We start from the raw sequence: 16,143 nt of genomic DNA, 5'->3' as shown, positions 1-16,143 counted from the left end.
CAAGCTCAGGCCGATGATCGCGACTTGAGCCTTGGAGCCGGCGGCGGGGCATTTTCCCCGCCGCCGAACCCCTGGACGGAATTACTCGCCCTTAGCCTTCTGAACGATCTCATCGGCCACAGCCTTCGGCACCTCAGAGTAGGAGTCGAAGGTCATCGAGAACACCGCGCGACCGCTGGTCTTCGACCGCAGATCGCCAATGTACCCGAACATCTCGGAAAGCGGCACGAGTGCGCGCACCACCTTCACGCCACTCGCATCTTCCATGGCCTGGATCTGGCCACGACGCGAGTTGAGGTCGCCGATGACGTCGCCCATGTACTCCTCGGGAGTACGCACCTCGACGGCCATCAGCGGCTCAAGGATCACGGGCTGCGCCAGGCGCGCGGCCTCCTTGAAGGCCATCGAGCCGGCGATCTTGAACGCCATCTCCGAGGAGTCGACGTCGTGGTACTGGCCGTCAAGCAGAGTCGCCTTGACGTTGACCACAGGGAAGCCAGCGAGGATGCCGTACTGCATGGCATCGCGGATACCGGCGTCGACCGAGGGGATGTACTCGCGCGGCACGCGGCCACCGGTCACCTTGTCCTCGAATTCGTAGGTCTTGTCGGTGCCCTCTTCGACCTCGAGCGGAGCAAGCGCGATCTGCACCTTAGCGAACTGACCGGAACCACCGGTCTGCTTCTTGTGGGTGTAGTCGTACTTGTCGACAGCGCGACGGATCGTCTCGCGGTAGGCCACCTGGGGCTTGCCGACGTTGGCCTCGACCTTGAATTCGCGCTTCATACGATCCACGAGGATGTCGAGGTGCAGCTCGCCCATACCGGCGATAACGGTCTGACCGGTCTCGGCGTTGAGGCTCACGCGGAACGTGGGATCCTCTTCGGCGAGCTTCTGGATCGCGACGCCGAGCTTCTCCTGGTCACCCTTGGTCTTGGGCTCGATAGCCACCTCGATCACGGGCTCGGGGAAGGTCATCGACTCGAGCACGACCGGGTTGGCCGGATCACAGAGGGTGTCACCGGTGGTGGTGTCCTTGAGTCCGATCACCGCGTAGATGTTGCCTGCGGTGAGCTCGTCAACAGGGTTCTCCTTGTTGGCGTGCATCTGGAAGATCTTGCCAATGCGCTCCTTCTTGCCCTTGGTCGAGTTGACGACCTGGGCACCGGAGTCTGCACGACCCGAGTAGACGCGCACGTAGGTGAGGCGACCGAAGAAGGGGTGCACGGCGATCTTGAAGGCGAGCGCCGAGAACGGCTGGTCGGCAGCGGGCTTGCGCTCGATGACGACGGTCTCATCCCGGGGATCGTGCGCCTCGATGGCACCGACGTCGAGCGGGTTCGGCAGGAAGTCGACAACCGCGTCGAGCATCGGCTGGATGCCGCGGTTCTTGAAGGCCGAGCCGCAGTAGACGGGGTAGATCTCGTTGTTGACGACGAGCTTGCGAATACCCTTCTTAAGCTCGTCGACGCTGATCTCTTCGCCGCCGAAGAACTTCTCGAGCAGTTCGTCGTCGGTCTCGGCGACGGTCTCGACGAGCTGCGCGCGGTACTCCTCGGCCTTGGCCTGGAGCTCAGCGGGGATCTCGCGGGTCTCGTAGTTCGCACCCATGGTGACGTCGCCCTTGGCGTCGCCCTCCCACACGAAGGCCTGCATCGAGAGCAGGTCGACGACGCCGGTGAAGTCGGACTCCGAGCCGATAGGAAGCTGCATCACGAGCGGCTTCGCACCGAGGCGGTTGACGATGGTGTCGACCGTGAAGTAGAAGTCGGCACCCATCTTGTCCATCTTGTTGACGAAGCAGATGCGGGGCACGCCGTACTTGTCGGCCTGACGCCAGACGGTCTCGGACTGGGGCTCAACGCCCTCCTTGCCGTCGAAGACGGCAACGGCACCGTCGAGCACGCGGAGCGAACGCTCCACCTCAACGGTGAAGTCGACGTGACCCGGGGTGTCGATGATGTTGATCTGGTTCTTGTTCCAGAAGCAGGTCACCGCGGCACTGGTGATCGTGATGCCGCGCTCCTTCTCCTGCTCCATCCAGTCAGTCGTCGCGCCGCCGTCGTGGGTCTCGCCCAGCTTGTGGTTGACACCCGTGTAGAACAGGATGCGCTCGGTCGTGGTGGTCTTGCCGGCATCGATGTGGGCCATGATGCCGATGTTGCGGACCTTGCTCAGGTCGGTGAGCACGTCTTGTGCCACAGGGGTCTCCTCCGAATAGGGGGTGAAAAATGTGTGCGGACCGGTGGTGCCGATCAATCATCGAGCTTGTCGAGGTGACGGGATCCGCCACCTCGACAAGCTCAATGCGCGGATGACTACCAGCGGTAGTGAGCGAACGCGCGGTTCGACTCGGCCATCTTGTGAGTGTCCTCACGGCGCTTCACAGCGGCACCGAGGCCGTTGGAAGCATCGAGGATCTCGTTGGTGAGGCGATCCGTCATGGTGTTCTCACGACGAGCCTTCGCGTAGCTGGTGAGCCAGCGGAGCGCGAGCGTGTTCGCGCGGTGCGGCTTCACCTCGACGGGCACCTGGTAGGTGCTGCCGCCGACGCGACGCGAACGAACCTCGAGGGTGGGGCGCACGTTGTCGAGCGCCTTCTTGAGCACGGTGACGGCGTCCTGACCGGACTTCTCGGCAACGTTCTCGAGAGCACCGTAAACGATGCGCTCAGCGAGACCCTTCTTACCATCAAGGAGGATCTTGTTGACGAGCTGGCTGACCACGGGCGAACCGTAGACGGGATCTGCGACGACGGGGCGCTTGGGAGCGGGACCTTTACGGGGCATTACTTCACCTTCTTTGCACCGTAGCGGCTACGAGCCTGCTGACGGTCCTTGACCGCCTGCGTGTCGAGCGCGCCGCGCACGATCTTGTAGCGGACACCGGGGAGGTCCTTGACACGACCACCGCGCACGAGCACCAGCGAGTGCTCCTGCAGGTTGTGGCCCTCGCCCGGAATGTAGGCGGTGACCTCGGTGCCGTTGCGGAGCTTCACACGAGCGACCTTGCGCATCGCCGAGTTCGGCTTCTTGGGCGTGGTGGTGTAGACACGGGTGCAGACCCCGGCCTGCTGCGGGTTCGCCTTCAGGGCGGGCGCCTTGGTCTTGGAGACCTTCGGCGTACGGCCCTTGCGAACCAGCTGCTGAATAGTAGGCACTGATTCTCCTCATTCGTCCTGCACGGTGACAGGAATGCTTATACGGTCAAGCATGTGCGGCTGCTTGCGCGGCCGCTGAGCTGCTGTTGCCAAAGATGCGCGAGCGCGCCTCCGAAAACCGAGTGCAGCTATGCCGTGGGGGTGTCGACTCTGCTGAGCGATGAACCCTACTGGTGGCACTCCCCCGCTCGCTCCACTGCATGCACAACGAAACCACCGGTGGAGGGCACCAGCATGCAACTCTACGCGCTGCTATACCAGAGCGCAAGACCCCGCACTACTGCGGAGCTTCCAGATGCTGCGAAAGCTCTTCGAGCATGGTCTGAATCTGGGGCTCGACGAATCGCTGGATCGCGGCCCCGATCCGCTGCCGATGCGTCATCAAGGCGAAGCAGACTTCCCGTCCCGTCTCCTCCGCGATGGCATCGGCGAGCTCGATCTCCCGACGCAGGCGCTGCTTCTCCTCGGCGCTCAATGGCGGCCTCGGCAGCGGCGGCTCCGGTCGACTCTCCTCGGCTAGGCCTGCCAGGGTGAATAGGAACGGCTGCTCACCGTCATCGGGCTCGGGATCAGGATCCAGTCCCTCATACTCCGGTGCGAGGTTCGCCGCGGGATCGTAGCCGCCGCTGCGCCACAGCTCCTCACCTGCGAGCTCATCGTGCAGTGCCGGCAGCTGCGCCGCAGTGAACTCGTCGACACGCTTATCGATGATGCGCTGCATCCGCGACACCAGTGCATGGGTCACCTGATGCGGCACGTCGCTCGCGAGCCCCGCCGCCGACAGCAGCGGCGACCCGGTGCATCTGCCGCACAGCCGCGATCGCCCACGATGCGTGCCAGGCTTCCAACTCGGCACCCACCGCAGCCAGGCATCGACCGCCGCATTCACCCGCTCGTCGATCGCGCCAGCCACGATCACTCGTCCTCTCCTGCGCGCTCCCACGGCCACCGCGGAGCCGGACGCTTCGTATACACCCGCCGTGCCAGCACCGCCCAGAACAGCAGCGATGCCACAGCCCAGATCAGCGGGAGCGCCCCGGCGAAGGGACTCACCCAGGTCTCATCAACCGAAAGCCCGGCGATCACGCCACCGAGGCACCACAGCAGATAGACGCCGCCTGCCGCAGCCACGATCACGCCCCATGCCGGGCCGCGCCGGCCGCGCAGCAACACCAGTGCCTGCTGCCACAGCGCCGCAGCAAGCAGCACCAGGCCGAGCATCAGCAGCAGCGGAGCGGCCCACAGCGGCACACCGTCGCTCGACACCGGATCCCGCTGAAGCATCAGCGCAAGCAACCCCCAAGCCGCAATGAGTAACGCTGCGGCCACGATCGCTGCGGCCAGAACCAGGCCAGCAACGTAGCCGCGCGTCACCCCACGACGGGAGCCGTCAGTCACGACTGCTTCGCCCGCTTCCGCGACTTCTCAGGCTTCGACACCGCAATCGGCTGCTCCGGCTGCCCGTGCTTCTCCTGCACCTCTGCAAGCGCGGCCTCGTACTCGGCAAGCGCGATCGCGTTGCGCTGCTTCATGCGACGGCCACGACCGCCGATCCACGCACCGAACCAGATCGCAGCCTCTCGCGCCGCGAGACCGGCCAGAATCGCGGGCACCGTCAGACCGAAACGCTCCGCGATCACCGCGGGCGCAATGTTGAGCAGCGCACGGAACCCGGCCTCATCGACGAGCAGACCCGCCGTTGCCGCGATCCACACCACCACGCCCACGAGGAAACTGCCGAGCACATACGCCCACCGACCGGCCCGGCCCACGATGAGTACCAGCACCGACAACCCCACGAAGAACGCAGTCGCGGCAGCAGCGGTGCTCCACGACATCAGCTGCTCAGTAAGGCCGTCGACAAACTGAGACGGGGCAAGCGTCGGCGCGAGCCACAGCGCGATCACCCCGGTGTACAGCAGCACGAAGCCCACCGTGGCCAACAGCGCGATCAGCACACCGGCGCCGCGATTTCCGCGAATCTCAGGAGGCATCGGAGTCTGCATGTAGAGCGCGGCCATCGGATGGTCCGAGCTGATTCGGATCTCACCATCGCGCTCCGGCGGCAACTGCGCCTCACCCGCGGCAGAGGGCAGCTCGTCAAGAGTGGGCAGCGACGCCAGCTCAGGTGCCTCGTTGGAAGTGCGCGACGCAGAGGGCATCTCCAGATCGAGCTGCGTGTCAACCTCGGAGGCGGCCTGGCGCCGGGCCTGCTCGGCCAGCGCCGCATCGTCTGCGGCCACGGCCTCGCTCGACTCGACCACTACGGTCTCCTCAACAACCACGAGTTCGTTCTTCGCGTCATCGGTCTCGGGGTCAGCGGAAGCGCCCTTCGAGCGTTCCACCGCCGCCAACACCTCGGTCTGACTCGCCGCGGCCTCTTCTACGGGCGCTCCGGCATTCGCCGACGTCTCAGGAGCCTCTGCGGCTCTCGATGCCGGGGTCTCGCGCTCGTCGCTCATCGCTGCACCTCTCGTCGTGGGCGCTCGTTGCCGAGCACATACTCTGGCCGCCACAATACAAGCCACCACTGACAAAGCAGGCATCACGCGCGCAGAACACACGAAAAAGGGCGTCCGCACCGCAGTGCGAACGCCCTTTCAGACCAGAGGATCCCGCGCACAGCACGCGGGATCCTCAGCCCGGACCCTAGCTGTAGTTGCCGGGGTTGAACTCGTCAGCGGTGAAGCTGTCGAAGTCCACGAACGAGAGATCATTCTCGTCGAAGGTGCCCTCGGTCGCGAACAGGCGGTTCGGGTAGCGCTCCGCCTTCGCCTCCTCGGTCGCCTCGACATCCACGTCACGGTAGGTGCTCAGGCCGGTACCGGCCGGGATGAGCTTACCGATGATGACGTTCTCCTTGAGGCCGATGAGCGGATCGCGCGATCCCTCCATCGCCGCCTGCGTGAGCACGCGGGTGGTCTCCTGGAAGGAGGCCGCCGACAGCCATGACTCGGTCGCGAGCGAGGCCTTGGTGATACCCATGACCTCGGGACGCGCGGTCGCGGCACGCTTGCCCTCGAGCAGTGCCTCGCGGTTGATCCGCTGGTAACGCGAACGATCCACAAGCTCGCCGGGCAGCAGCTCAGTCTCGCCGTGATCGACCACGGTCACCTTGCGCAGCATCTGGCGCACGATCACCTCGATGTGCTTGTCGTGGATCGGCACACCCTGCGAGCGGTAGACGCCCTGCACGCCCTCGACGAGGTACTTCTGCACGGCACGCTCACCGGGGATGTGCTTGCCCTCCTCGGTCGAACCGACCTGCAGGATGTCCTTCGGATCGAGCGTGCCCGCCAGGAACGGCTGGCCGAGCTCGACACGATCGCCGTCCTCGACGAGCAGCGTGGCGCGCTTCAGCACGGGGTACACCTTCTCCTCGGTGCCGTCGTCCGGCGTGAGCAGAATCGTACGGCCCTTGGGCGTGTCCTCGATCGTGATGCGACCAGCGGCCTCAGCGATCGGCGACGCACCCTTCGGGGTACGAGCTTCGAAGAGCTCCTGCACGCGGGGCAGACCCTGCGTGATGTCAGCCGCCGAAGCCGAACCACCCGTGTGGAAGGTACGCATCGTCAGCTGCGTACCGGGCTCACCGATCGACTGGGCCGCGATGATGCCGACGGCCTCACCGATATCGACGCGCTGACCGGTCGCAAGCGAACGGCCGTAGCAGGTGGCGCAGACACCGACAGCCGAGGTGCAGGTGAGCACGGAGCGCACCTTGATCTCGGTCACGCCTGCCTCGATGAGTCGGTCGATGAGCACATCGCCAACATCCTCGCCGGCAGCCGCAACAACGGTGCCATCAGCCGTAACGGCGTCAGTTGCGAGCGTGCGAGCGTAAACCGAGTTCTCAACGGTTTCGTCACGCACGAGCACGCCGTTGGCATCAGCCGCAGCGATCGGCAGATCCAGACCACGACGGGTGCCGCAGTCTTCTTCGCGGATGATGACGTCCTGCGACACGTCGACCAGACGACGGGTCAGGTAACCCGAGTCGGCGGTACGCAGAGCGGTATCGGCAAGACCCTTACGGGCACCGTGGGTCGCGATGAAGTACTCCGCCACCGACAGGCCCTCGCGGTACGAGTTGATGATCGGACGAGCGATGATCTCGCCCTTCGGGTTCGACACCAGGCCTCGGATACCGGCGATGTTCCGGATCTGCAGCCAGTTACCACGAGCACCCGACGACACCATGCGGTAGATGGTGTTGTCCTCGGGGAAGTTCTCGCGCATCGCCGTTGCGACCTCTTCGGTCGCCTCGGTCCAGATGTCGGTGAGCGCCTTACGACGATCGACATCGCTGATCATGCCGCGATCGTAGTCGCGCTGCACCTTGGCGGCGAGCTTCTCGTGCGCCGCGATGATCTCGCCCTTGTTGGGCGGGGTCACGATGTCCGAGAGGGCGACGGTGATGCCCGAACGCGAAGCCCAGTAGAAACCGGCATCCTTGATGCGGTCGAGGGTCGCGGCGACCTCCACCTTCGGGTAGCGCTCGGCCAGGTCGTTGACCAGGCCCGACAGGCTGCCCTTGTCGGCAACGCGCTCGAAGTAGGGGTAGTCGACAGGCAGCGCCTCGTTGAAGATCGCGCGGCCAAGAGAGGTCTCGACGAGCACGGGCTTCTCGGAGGTGACGCCGTTCGCATCGGTGTAACCGATGAGACGGATCTTCGCCAGAGCACCGAGATCGAGGGTGCCCTCGTCCATCGCCAGGATCGCCTCGGCGATCGAGCCGAAGGCGCGGCCGGTGCCGATGGCGTCCTTCTTGACAGTCGTCAGGTGGTGCAGACCGATGATCATGTCCTGCGAGGGCAGGGTCACCGGGCGACCGTCAGACGGCTTCAGGATGTTGTTCGACGCGAGCATCAGCACGCGCGCCTCGGCCTGAGCCTCGACCGACAGCGGCAGGTGCACTGCCATCTGGTCACCGTCGAAGTCGGCGTTAAAGGCAGCGCAGACGAGCGGGTGCAGCTGGATGGCCTTACCCTCAACGAGCTGCGGCTCGAAGGCCTGGATACCGAGGCGGTGCAGGGTGGGGGCGCGGTTCAGCAGCACCGGGCGCTCGCGGATGATCTCCTCGAGCACATCCCACACCTCGGAGCGCGCGCGCTCCACCATGCGCTTCGCAGCCTTCACGTTCTGCGCGTGCGACAGATCCATGAGGCGCTTGATGACGAACGGCTTGAACAGCTCGAGCGCCATCTGCTTGGGCAGACCGCACTGGTGCAGCTTGAGCTGCGGGCCGACGACGATGACCGAACGGCCCGAGTAGTCAACGCGCTTGCCGAGCAGGTTCTGACGGAAGCGGCCCTGCTTGCCCTTGAGCATGTCGCTGAGCGACTTCAGGGCGCGGTTGCCGGTGCCGGTAACGGGGCGGCCACGGCGGCCGTTGTCGAACAGCGCGTCGACGGCCTCCTGCAGCATGCGCTTCTCGTTGTTCACGATGATCTCGGGAGCACCGAGATCAAGCAGGCGGCGCAGACGGTTGTTGCGGTTGATCACACGACGGTAGAGGTCGTTGAGATCGGAGGTCGCGAAGCGACCACCGTCGAGCTGCACCATCGGGCGCAGCTCCGGCGGGATCACCGGCACCACGTCGAGCACCATCGCGGCCGGGCTCGCACCCGTCTGCAGGAAGGCGCTGACCACCTTCAGGCGCTTGATGGCGCGGATCTTCTTCTGACCCTTGCCCTCGGCGATCTGCAGGTGCAGTGTCTCAGCCTCAGCCTCGAGATCGAAGCCCTCAAGACGCTTCTTGATCGCCTCGGCGCCCATGTAGGCCTCGAAGTAATCGCCGTAGCGGTCCATGAGATCGGCAAACACCGCGTCCTCGGGCTTCAGGTCGCCCACCTTGAGGTTGCGGAAGTCTTCCCACACGCGCTGCAGACGAGCGATGTCGTCGTCGAAGCCCTTGCGGATCGCAGCCATCTCCTTCTCGGCAGACGCCTCAGCACGACGGCGCTGATCCGCCTTCGCGCCCTCGGCCTCAAGTGCGGAAAGATCCGACTCAGCCTGCTGCTGGCGCTGCGCGATCGCGATGTCGCGCTGATCCTCGAGTGCCTTCAGCTCAAGACGCAGTTCGGCCTCCAGCTCGGCGAGATCCTCGTGACGACCTTCCTCATCGATGTCGATGATCATGTAGGCCGCGAAGTAGATGACCTTCTCGAGATCCTTCGGTGCCATGTCGAGCAGGTAGCCCAGACGCGACGGAACACCCTTGAAGTACCAGATGTGCGTGACGGGCGCGGCGAGCTCGATGTGGCCCATGCGCTCGCGTCGCACGCTCGACTTCGTCACCTCGACGCCGCAGCGCTCGCAGACGATGCCCTTGTAACGCACGCGCTTGTACTTGCCGCACGCGCACTCCCAGTCACGGCTGGGGCCGAAGATCTGCTCGCCGAACAGACCGTCCTTCTCGGGCTTCAGCGTGCGGTAGTTGATGGTCTCCGGCTTCTTGACCTCGCCGAACGACCAGCTGCGGATATCATCGGCGGTCGCCAGACGGATCTGCAGCTCATTAAAACTCGTACCCTCGAGCAAAATGTTCTCCTTGGTATGGAATCTGTATGTCTATGACCCGGTCATCTGCGGGGAGTCGCAGGATCTGAGGATCCTGCGACTCGCTCGCGCAGAACGACAGGGTGGATACGGCTCTTAGATCTCGTCGACCGACGAAGTCTCGAAGCGGCTGGACAGGTTGATGCCGAGCTCTTCCGCGGTGCGGTGAGCCTCATCGTCGTTGTCGCGCAGGTTGACGGCCTGGCCATCAGCCCCGAGCACCTCGACGTTCAGGCAGAGCGACTGCATCTCCTTCATGAGCACGCGGAACGACTCGGGCACGCCGGGCTCCGGGATGTTCTCGCCGCGAACGATCGCCTCGTACACCTTGACGCGGCCGAGGATGTCGTCGGACTTTACCGTCAGCAGCTCCTGCAGCGCGTATGCGGCGCCGTAGGCCTCGAGCGCCCACACTTCCATCTCACCGAAGCGCTGGCCGCCGAACTGGGCCTTACCGCCGAGCGGCTGCTGGGTGATCATCGAGTAGGGGCCCGTCGAACGCGCGTGGATCTTGTCGTCGACGAGGTGGTGCAGCTTGAGGATGTACATGTAGCCGACCGAGATCGGGTACGGGTACGGCTCGCCCGAGCGACCGTCGAAGAGACGGGTCTTGCCGCTGGAGTCGATGAGGCGGTCGCCATCGCGCGTGACGAGCGTCGAATCGAGCAGACCTGCGATCTCCTCCTCCGTCGCGCCGTCGAACACTGGGGTCGCGACCTTCGTGTTCGGAGCAGCCTCGAGCGCCTCCTGCGTGAGCTTCTTGGCCCACTCGGGGTTGCCCTCGACCTTCCAGCCCTGCTTCGCGATCCATCCGAGGTGGATCTCGAGCACCTGGCCGAAGTTCATGCGACCGGGGATACCGAGCGGGTTGAGGATCACGTCGACGGGCGTGCCGTCTGCGAGGAACGGCATGTCCTCGACGGGCAGGATCTTCGAGATGACGCCCTTGTTGCCGTGGCGGCCGGCAAGCTTGTCGCCCTCGGTGATCTTGCGCTTCTGCGCGATGTAGACGACCACGCGCTGGTTGACGCCCGAGCCCAGCTCGTCATCGTTGTCGTTCTCGGCGTCGAACACCTTGACCGCGGTGACCGTGCCCGAGACGCCGTGCGGCACCTTGAGCGAGGTGTCGCGCACTTCGCGGCTCTTCTCGTTGAAGATGGCACGCAGCAGGCGCTCTTCTGCGGAGAGCTCGGTCTCGCCCTTCGGGGTGACCTTGCCGACGAGGATGTCGCCCTGCTTGACCTCTGCGCCGATGCGGATGATGCCGCGCTCGTCGAGATCCTTCAGCGCCTCCATGCTGGCGTTGGGGAGATCACGAGTGATCTCTTCCTTGCCGAGCTTGGTGTCGCGGGCATCGATGTCGTACTCCTCGATGTGGATCGAGGAGAGGGTGTCGTCCTTCACCAGGTTCTGGCTGAGGATGATCGCGTCCTCGAAGTTGTGGCCCTCCCACGACATGAACGCGACGAGCAGGTTGCGGCCGAGCGCGAGCTCGCCGTTCTCAGTTGCGGGGCCGTCGGCGATGACCTCGCCGGCCTCGATGCGCTCGCCCGCCTTCACGATAACGCGGTGGTTGTAGTTCGTGCCCTGGTTGGAGCGGTCGAACTTGCGCATGAAGTAGCTCTTGCGGCCGCCCTCATCCTCCTGGATGGTGACGACGTCGGCCGAGACATCTTCGACAACGCCCGACTTCTGCGCGGTGACAACGTCACCGGCGTCGATCGCGGCGTAGCCCTCCATACCGGTGCCGACAACCGGCGACTCGCTGCGTACGAGCGGCACGGCCTGACGCTGCATGTTAGCACCCATGAGCGCGCGGTTCGCATCGTCGTGCTCGAGGAACGGGATGAGCGAGGTCGCCACCGACACCATCTGGCGCGGCGAGACGTCCATGTACTGCACGCGCTCGGAGTCGACGAGCACCACCTCGGAACCGCGGGGGCGCGCGAGCACCTGCTTCTCGGCGAACTTGCCGTCCTTGGTGAGGGGAGCGCCCGCCTGCGCGATGAGGTACTCGTCCTCTTCGTGAGCGGTGAGGTAATCAACCTGATCGGTGACCTTGCCGTCGAGGATGCGACGGTAAGGGGTCTCGATGAAGCCGAAGGCGTTGATACGCGCGAAGGTTGCGAGCGCACCGATCAGGCCGATGTTCGGGCCTTCAGGGGTCTCGATCGGGCACATGCGGCCGTAGTGCGAGGGGTGCACGTCTCGCACCTCGACGCCGGCGCGGTCGCGCGACAGGCCGCCGGGGCCGAGAGCCGAGAGACGGCGCTTGTTGGTCAGGCCCGCGAGCGGGTTGTTCTGATCCATGAACTGCGACAGCTGCGAGGTGCCGAAGAACTCCTTGATCGCCGCGAGCACAGGGCGCGTGTTGATCAGGGTGTTCGGGGTGATCGCCTCGATGTCCTGGGTGGTCATGCGCTCGCGCACGACGCGTTCCATGCGGCTGAGGCCGGTGCGCACCTGGTTCTGGATCAGCTCGCCCACCGCACGGATGCGACGGTTGCCGAAGTGATCGATGTCGTCGGTGTCGAGGCGCAACTCGATGGGCTGGCCGTCACGCACGCCGGGAAGCGTCTCGGTGCCGGCGTGCAGGCCGACGAGGTACTTGATCGTCGCGACGATGTCTTCGAGCGACAGCACCGAGTCGGTGATGGGAGCGTCGACGCCGAGCTTGCGGTTGATCTTGTAGCGGCCGACCTTTGCGAGGTCGTAGCGCTTCGGGTTGAAGTAGCTGTTGTCGAGGAGGGCCTTAGCCGCCTCGATCGCCACCTGCTCGCCCGGACGCTGCTTGCGGTAGATGTCCTTGAGGGCTTCTTCCTGGGTGAGGATGCCGTCTTTCTCAAGGGTGAGCGCGATCGACTCGTAGCCGGCAAACTCCTCGAGGATCTCCTCGCTGGTCATGCCCAGCGCCTTGAGGAACACGGTGACCGACTGCTTGCGCTTACGGTCGATACGCACACCGACCTGGTCGCGCTTGTCGACCTCGAACTCGAGCCAGGCACCGCGGCTCGGGATGACGCGAGCGGTGAAGACGTCCTTATCGCTGGTCTTCTCCTGCACGCGCTCGAAGTACACGCCGGGGCTACGCACGAGCTGCGAGACGATGACGCGCTCGGTGCCGTTGATGATGAAGGTGCCCTTATCGGTCATGATGGGGAAATCGCCCATGTAGACCGTCTGGCTCTTCAGCACCTGAGTCTCGGTGTTGTAGAAGGCCGCCTCGACGTAGAGCGGGGCGGCGTAGGTCTTGCCGCGCTCCTTGCACTCCTCGATGGTGAACTTCTGCTCGTCGAGGATCGGGTTCTCGAAGGACAGCTGCATGGTGCCGGCGTTGTCTTCGATCGGGGAGATCTCGTCGAAGATCTCCTCCAGGCCGCTCTTCAGCGCGATGTCGTCGCGCCCCTCGGCTTGTGCCTCGACGACGCGCTCTTTCCACGCGTCGTTGCCGACGAGCCAGTCAAAGCTCTCGAGCTGCAGTGCCAGCAGATTGGGCACCGACAGCGTGTCGGAAATCTTGGCGAAGGAGAGTCGCGAGTGGTTGCGACCGTTCTTCGGTTGGGTGGTTGACGATGCGTTGCGCGCAGCAGCCAAGGAAACTACCTCCGTGGGCCCCGTCGGGCCGGTTGACCTGGTCTTGCGAGAGATGCATCGGATCACGAGGGCGAGGCTCATCTGCGCTTTCGCGCCAGCTCCCGTCGCCTCCCGCTATATGAAGGCATACTGGTGTCCGTAGTGCAACTATCGACTGTAACACCATTGTTATCGACTGTCCACTGCACACAACACTGTTCTCGCGGATCGCAGGCCACTCCCAGCATATTCCCCGCCAGCCCGTTCCGCCCAATTGACGCCTCCGGATCCGCCGCCGCCGGGATCCGCCGCACTCGCCCAGCCTTCCTCATGCAACAGCACCGATGCACCGTAGCGCACCTTTTCACCGCCGCAGGAGGTGCGCCAACGTCGATCGGTGCGCGAAGAACGGCCGCGCGCCGCCTTCGCAGACTGCCCGGCTAGCGTAGAGCCATGTCCGCTCCCCCGCAGTCACGCTCCATCGCGCGCCGCGCAACCCCCTGGGCCGTCGTGGGCCTCGTGCTGATTGCGGGGTTCGGCGCCTACTTGCGCTTCGCGCACGCAGGCCCCTTCGCCATTGACGAGTGGTGGCACGGCGTGGCCGGGGTGAGTGACGGTTCGGTGGCCCGGGCAATCGCCGTCTTCATGGCGGAGGCCGGCAGCGGGATCGGGGCCGCCGCCTGCACCGCCATCGCCACCGCGCTGCTGCTCGCGCTGCGCCGCCCCCGCGATGCCGCGTCGGTGGCTACGGCAATGCTCATCGGCATCGCCGCGTCAGAGACGATCAAGGCTCTCGTGCTGCGACCGAGGCCGTGGGAGCAGCTCTACCACGCGGCTGGCAGCTCCTACCCCTCCGGCCACTCGATGGGAGCCGCCGCGCTCGCCGTGTCGCTCGCGCTGATCGCCGCTGAGTCTCGCCGCCTCTCGCGCACCGCGACGCGGTGGGCCTGGGTCATTGCGGCGGCCTGGATCGTCACCATGATGTGGAGTCGCACCGCCCTGCACGTGCACTGGCTCAGTGACACCGTCGCCGGCGCTCTGCTCGGGATCTGCGCGGCCGTGCTCGCCAGACGCCTCTGGGAGCGCCCCCCGGCATCAATGTCGGCGGCGCCGCCTAGGCTGGACGCATGAGCGAAACCATCATCTTCGGAGCCGACTGGTGCGGTGACTGCCGCCGCGCCAAGCTCATCTTCGACAGGGCCGGAGCCCCCTACCGCTATGTCGATCTCGTGCAAGATCCCGCTTCCGTCGAGGTGGCCCGCGATATCAGCGGCCGCACCAACATCCCGGTGATCGTCTACCCCGACCGCAGCCACCAGGTCGAGCCGTCGAACGCCGACATGCTGCGCAAGATCGCTGAGCTGGCGTTGGGAACTGCCGCGGGCGATGGGGCGAGGCGGATCGGCGACGGCGAACACCCCACAGGAACGGCCCCGTGATTCTGCCGGAAGCCGTCGTGCTGAGCTCGGGCCTCACGGCCGAGTTCGAGGAGGATCGCTGGGTTCCCGGCGCGATCCAACTGCTCATCGACGGCACGCCGCAGTCGCACCTCGATCTGCGCAACCCCTCTGAGCTGTTCTTCGAGTACGTGCGGCGCATCGGTCACGTCATCGACCTGTTCCGGCCGGTCGGCGCGCCCATCTCGGCGCTGCATCTCGGCGGTGGCGCGTTCACACTGCCGCGCTACGTCGAGGCGACACGACCAGGCAGCCGCCAGCAGATCGTCGAACTCGAAGGGGCGCTCGTCGACCTCGTGCGCGAGGCCGCGCCGCTCCCGCGCCGTGCGAGCATCAGGGTGCGCCGCGGTGACGCCCGCGAGGTGCTCGGCAAACTGCCAGACGGGATGCGCGGTGCCATGGACCTCGTGGTCGTCGACATCTTCGCGGGAGATCGCACGCCAGCGCACGTGTCGAGCGTCGAATTCTACGAGCTCATCAGACCGCTGCTCGCTCCGGGAGGCGTGGTCGTGGTCAACGTGACCGACGGTGCCGGGCAGGCCTTCACCCGTGGTCAAGCAGCCACGCTCGCCTCGCTTTTCGACACCGTCGCCGCAATCGCAGAGCCGCAGGTACTCAAAGGCCGACGCTTCGGCAACGTCGTGCTGCTGGCCACCGGCGGAGAGGCCGACGGCACAGGAGGTGGTGCTGGCGGTGGTGCCCACGACGTTGACGGTGCTGGCGGCGGCTTCCACGACGATCTCGACTGGTTGCCCCGGCTGCTCGCGAGCGGCCCGCACCCCGCGCGCATGCTGGTTGGGCGTGAACTCGCCGATTGGCTGCGCGGCGCGCGAGCGGTGAGCGACGCCGACGCAGCCCCCAGCCCTGCGCCGCCACCCGAGGTGTTCGGGCGTGGCTGAGCCTGGCGACGACCGTGGCTGAGCTGGCGCGCGTGCGCGTGTGGGCAGACGCACTGATCCGCATGCATCTCGAACCACGCTTCGGAGCATCGAGTTGGACCTTCGACTTCGACAGGGCGAAGCGCCGCGCCGGACTCTGCAACTACACCGAACGCCGCATCACCGTGTCACGCTACCTCGCCGAAAAGTTCGACGACGATGAGATCCACCAGGTGCTGCTGCACGAGATCGCGCACGCGATGGCAGGGTCGGCCGCCGGGCACGGACCCGCCTGGAAGCAGATCGCGGCCGAGATCGGCTACGTCGGCGGGCGCACACACGACGGGGAGATCGCCCACGAGCGAGCCCCGTGGATCGGAGCCTGTCCCGCAGGGCACGAGCACTACCGCTTCCGCAGGCCAACCCGCGTCACCTCATGCGGCCGGTGCGCTCGCGGCTTCTCACGCGCCCACGTCATCGTGTGGCAGCCGCGAGGCTGATCCGCAACCGCGAA

The 16,143-nt window shown here is 65.5% G+C and carries 12 protein-coding genes; 4 read left to right on the top strand and 8 right to left on the bottom strand.

Translation table 11 applies throughout. The annotated features are described in order from the left end of the window. Positions 1-81 precede the first annotated feature (81 nt). The 8 genes from fusA to rpoB form a co-directional block, all read right to left on the bottom strand. Positions 82-2,202, bottom strand: coding sequence for an elongation factor G (fusA, locus tag WFL22_RS01040; RefSeq protein WP_336991131.1), 2,121 nt, complete (start codon positions 2,200-2,202; stop codon positions 82-84). A 116-nt stretch (positions 2,203-2,318) separates the two neighbouring features. Continuing rightward, complete coding sequence (rpsG, locus tag WFL22_RS01035; RefSeq protein ID WP_024356767.1) at positions 2,319-2,789, bottom strand: 30S ribosomal protein S7; 471 nt, start codon at positions 2,787-2,789, stop codon at positions 2,319-2,321. Beyond that, on the bottom strand, positions 2,789-3,160 hold the full coding sequence (gene rpsL / locus WFL22_RS01030) for a 30S ribosomal protein S12 (RefSeq protein WP_017885335.1): 372 nt from the start codon (positions 3,158-3,160) through the stop codon (positions 2,789-2,791). The genes rpsG and rpsL overlap by 1 nt, the downstream gene beginning before the upstream one ends. Positions 3,161-3,437: 277 nt before the next feature. Further along, complete coding sequence (locus WFL22_RS01025; protein ID WP_442918332.1) at positions 3,438-4,079, bottom strand: spermidine/putrescine ABC transporter substrate-binding protein; 642 nt, start codon at positions 4,077-4,079, stop codon at positions 3,438-3,440. Continuing rightward, positions 4,076-4,558 (bottom strand): hypothetical protein, encoded by a 483-nt coding sequence (locus WFL22_RS01020; RefSeq protein ID WP_336991130.1) that lies wholly within the window; start codon positions 4,556-4,558, stop codon positions 4,076-4,078. The genes WFL22_RS01025 and WFL22_RS01020 overlap by 4 nt, the downstream gene beginning before the upstream one ends. Next, complete coding sequence (locus WFL22_RS01015; RefSeq protein ID WP_336991129.1) at positions 4,555-5,622, bottom strand: hypothetical protein; 1,068 nt, start codon at positions 5,620-5,622, stop codon at positions 4,555-4,557. Before WFL22_RS01015 ends, WFL22_RS01020 begins: the two co-directional genes overlap by 4 nt. A 187-nt stretch (positions 5,623-5,809) precedes the next feature. After that, the gene (locus WFL22_RS01010; protein ID WP_336651544.1) at positions 5,810-9,703 is read right to left on the bottom strand and encodes a DNA-directed RNA polymerase subunit beta'; all 3,894 of its coding nucleotides are present in this window, start codon (positions 9,701-9,703) and stop codon (positions 5,810-5,812) included. A gap of 114 nt (positions 9,704-9,817) precedes the next feature. Continuing rightward, positions 9,818-13,315 carry a DNA-directed RNA polymerase subunit beta gene (gene rpoB / locus WFL22_RS01005; RefSeq protein WP_336651545.1) on the bottom strand — a complete coding sequence of 1,166 codons (3,498 nt, stop codon included), beginning with the start codon at positions 13,313-13,315 and terminating at the stop codon, positions 9,818-9,820. 432 nt (positions 13,316-13,747) lie between these two features. Here rpoB and WFL22_RS01000 point away from each other — a divergent pair, with 432 nt between their 5' ends. The 4 genes from WFL22_RS01000 to WFL22_RS00985 are packed head-to-tail and all read left to right on the top strand — an operon-like array spanning position 13,748 to position 16,129. After that, the gene (locus tag WFL22_RS01000) at positions 13,748-14,425 is read left to right on the top strand and encodes a phosphatase PAP2 family protein (RefSeq protein WP_336991128.1); all 678 of its coding nucleotides are present in this window, start codon (positions 13,748-13,750) and stop codon (positions 14,423-14,425) included. Continuing rightward, positions 14,422-14,733: a glutaredoxin domain-containing protein gene (locus WFL22_RS00995; RefSeq protein WP_336991126.1), complete on the top strand. Its 312-nt coding sequence runs from the start codon at positions 14,422-14,424 to the stop codon at positions 14,731-14,733. The genes WFL22_RS01000 and WFL22_RS00995 overlap by 4 nt, the downstream gene beginning before the upstream one ends. Further along, positions 14,730-15,650, top strand: coding sequence for a spermidine synthase (locus WFL22_RS00990; RefSeq protein WP_336991125.1), 921 nt, complete (start codon positions 14,730-14,732; stop codon positions 15,648-15,650). The genes WFL22_RS00995 and WFL22_RS00990 overlap by 4 nt, the downstream gene beginning before the upstream one ends. A gap of 14 nt (positions 15,651-15,664) precedes the next feature. Continuing rightward, positions 15,665-16,129, top strand: a complete 465-nt coding sequence (locus tag WFL22_RS00985; protein WP_336651549.1) for a SprT-like domain-containing protein — start codon at positions 15,665-15,667, stop codon at positions 16,127-16,129. Positions 16,130-16,143 lie beyond the last annotated feature (14 nt).

Origin of the sequence: Leucobacter sp. VD1 (assembly GCF_037150695.1) — a bacterium.
Taxonomy (GTDB): domain Bacteria; phylum Actinomycetota; class Actinomycetes; order Actinomycetales; family Microbacteriaceae; genus Leucobacter.
This window is presented reverse-complemented; position numbering and strand designations above follow the sequence as displayed.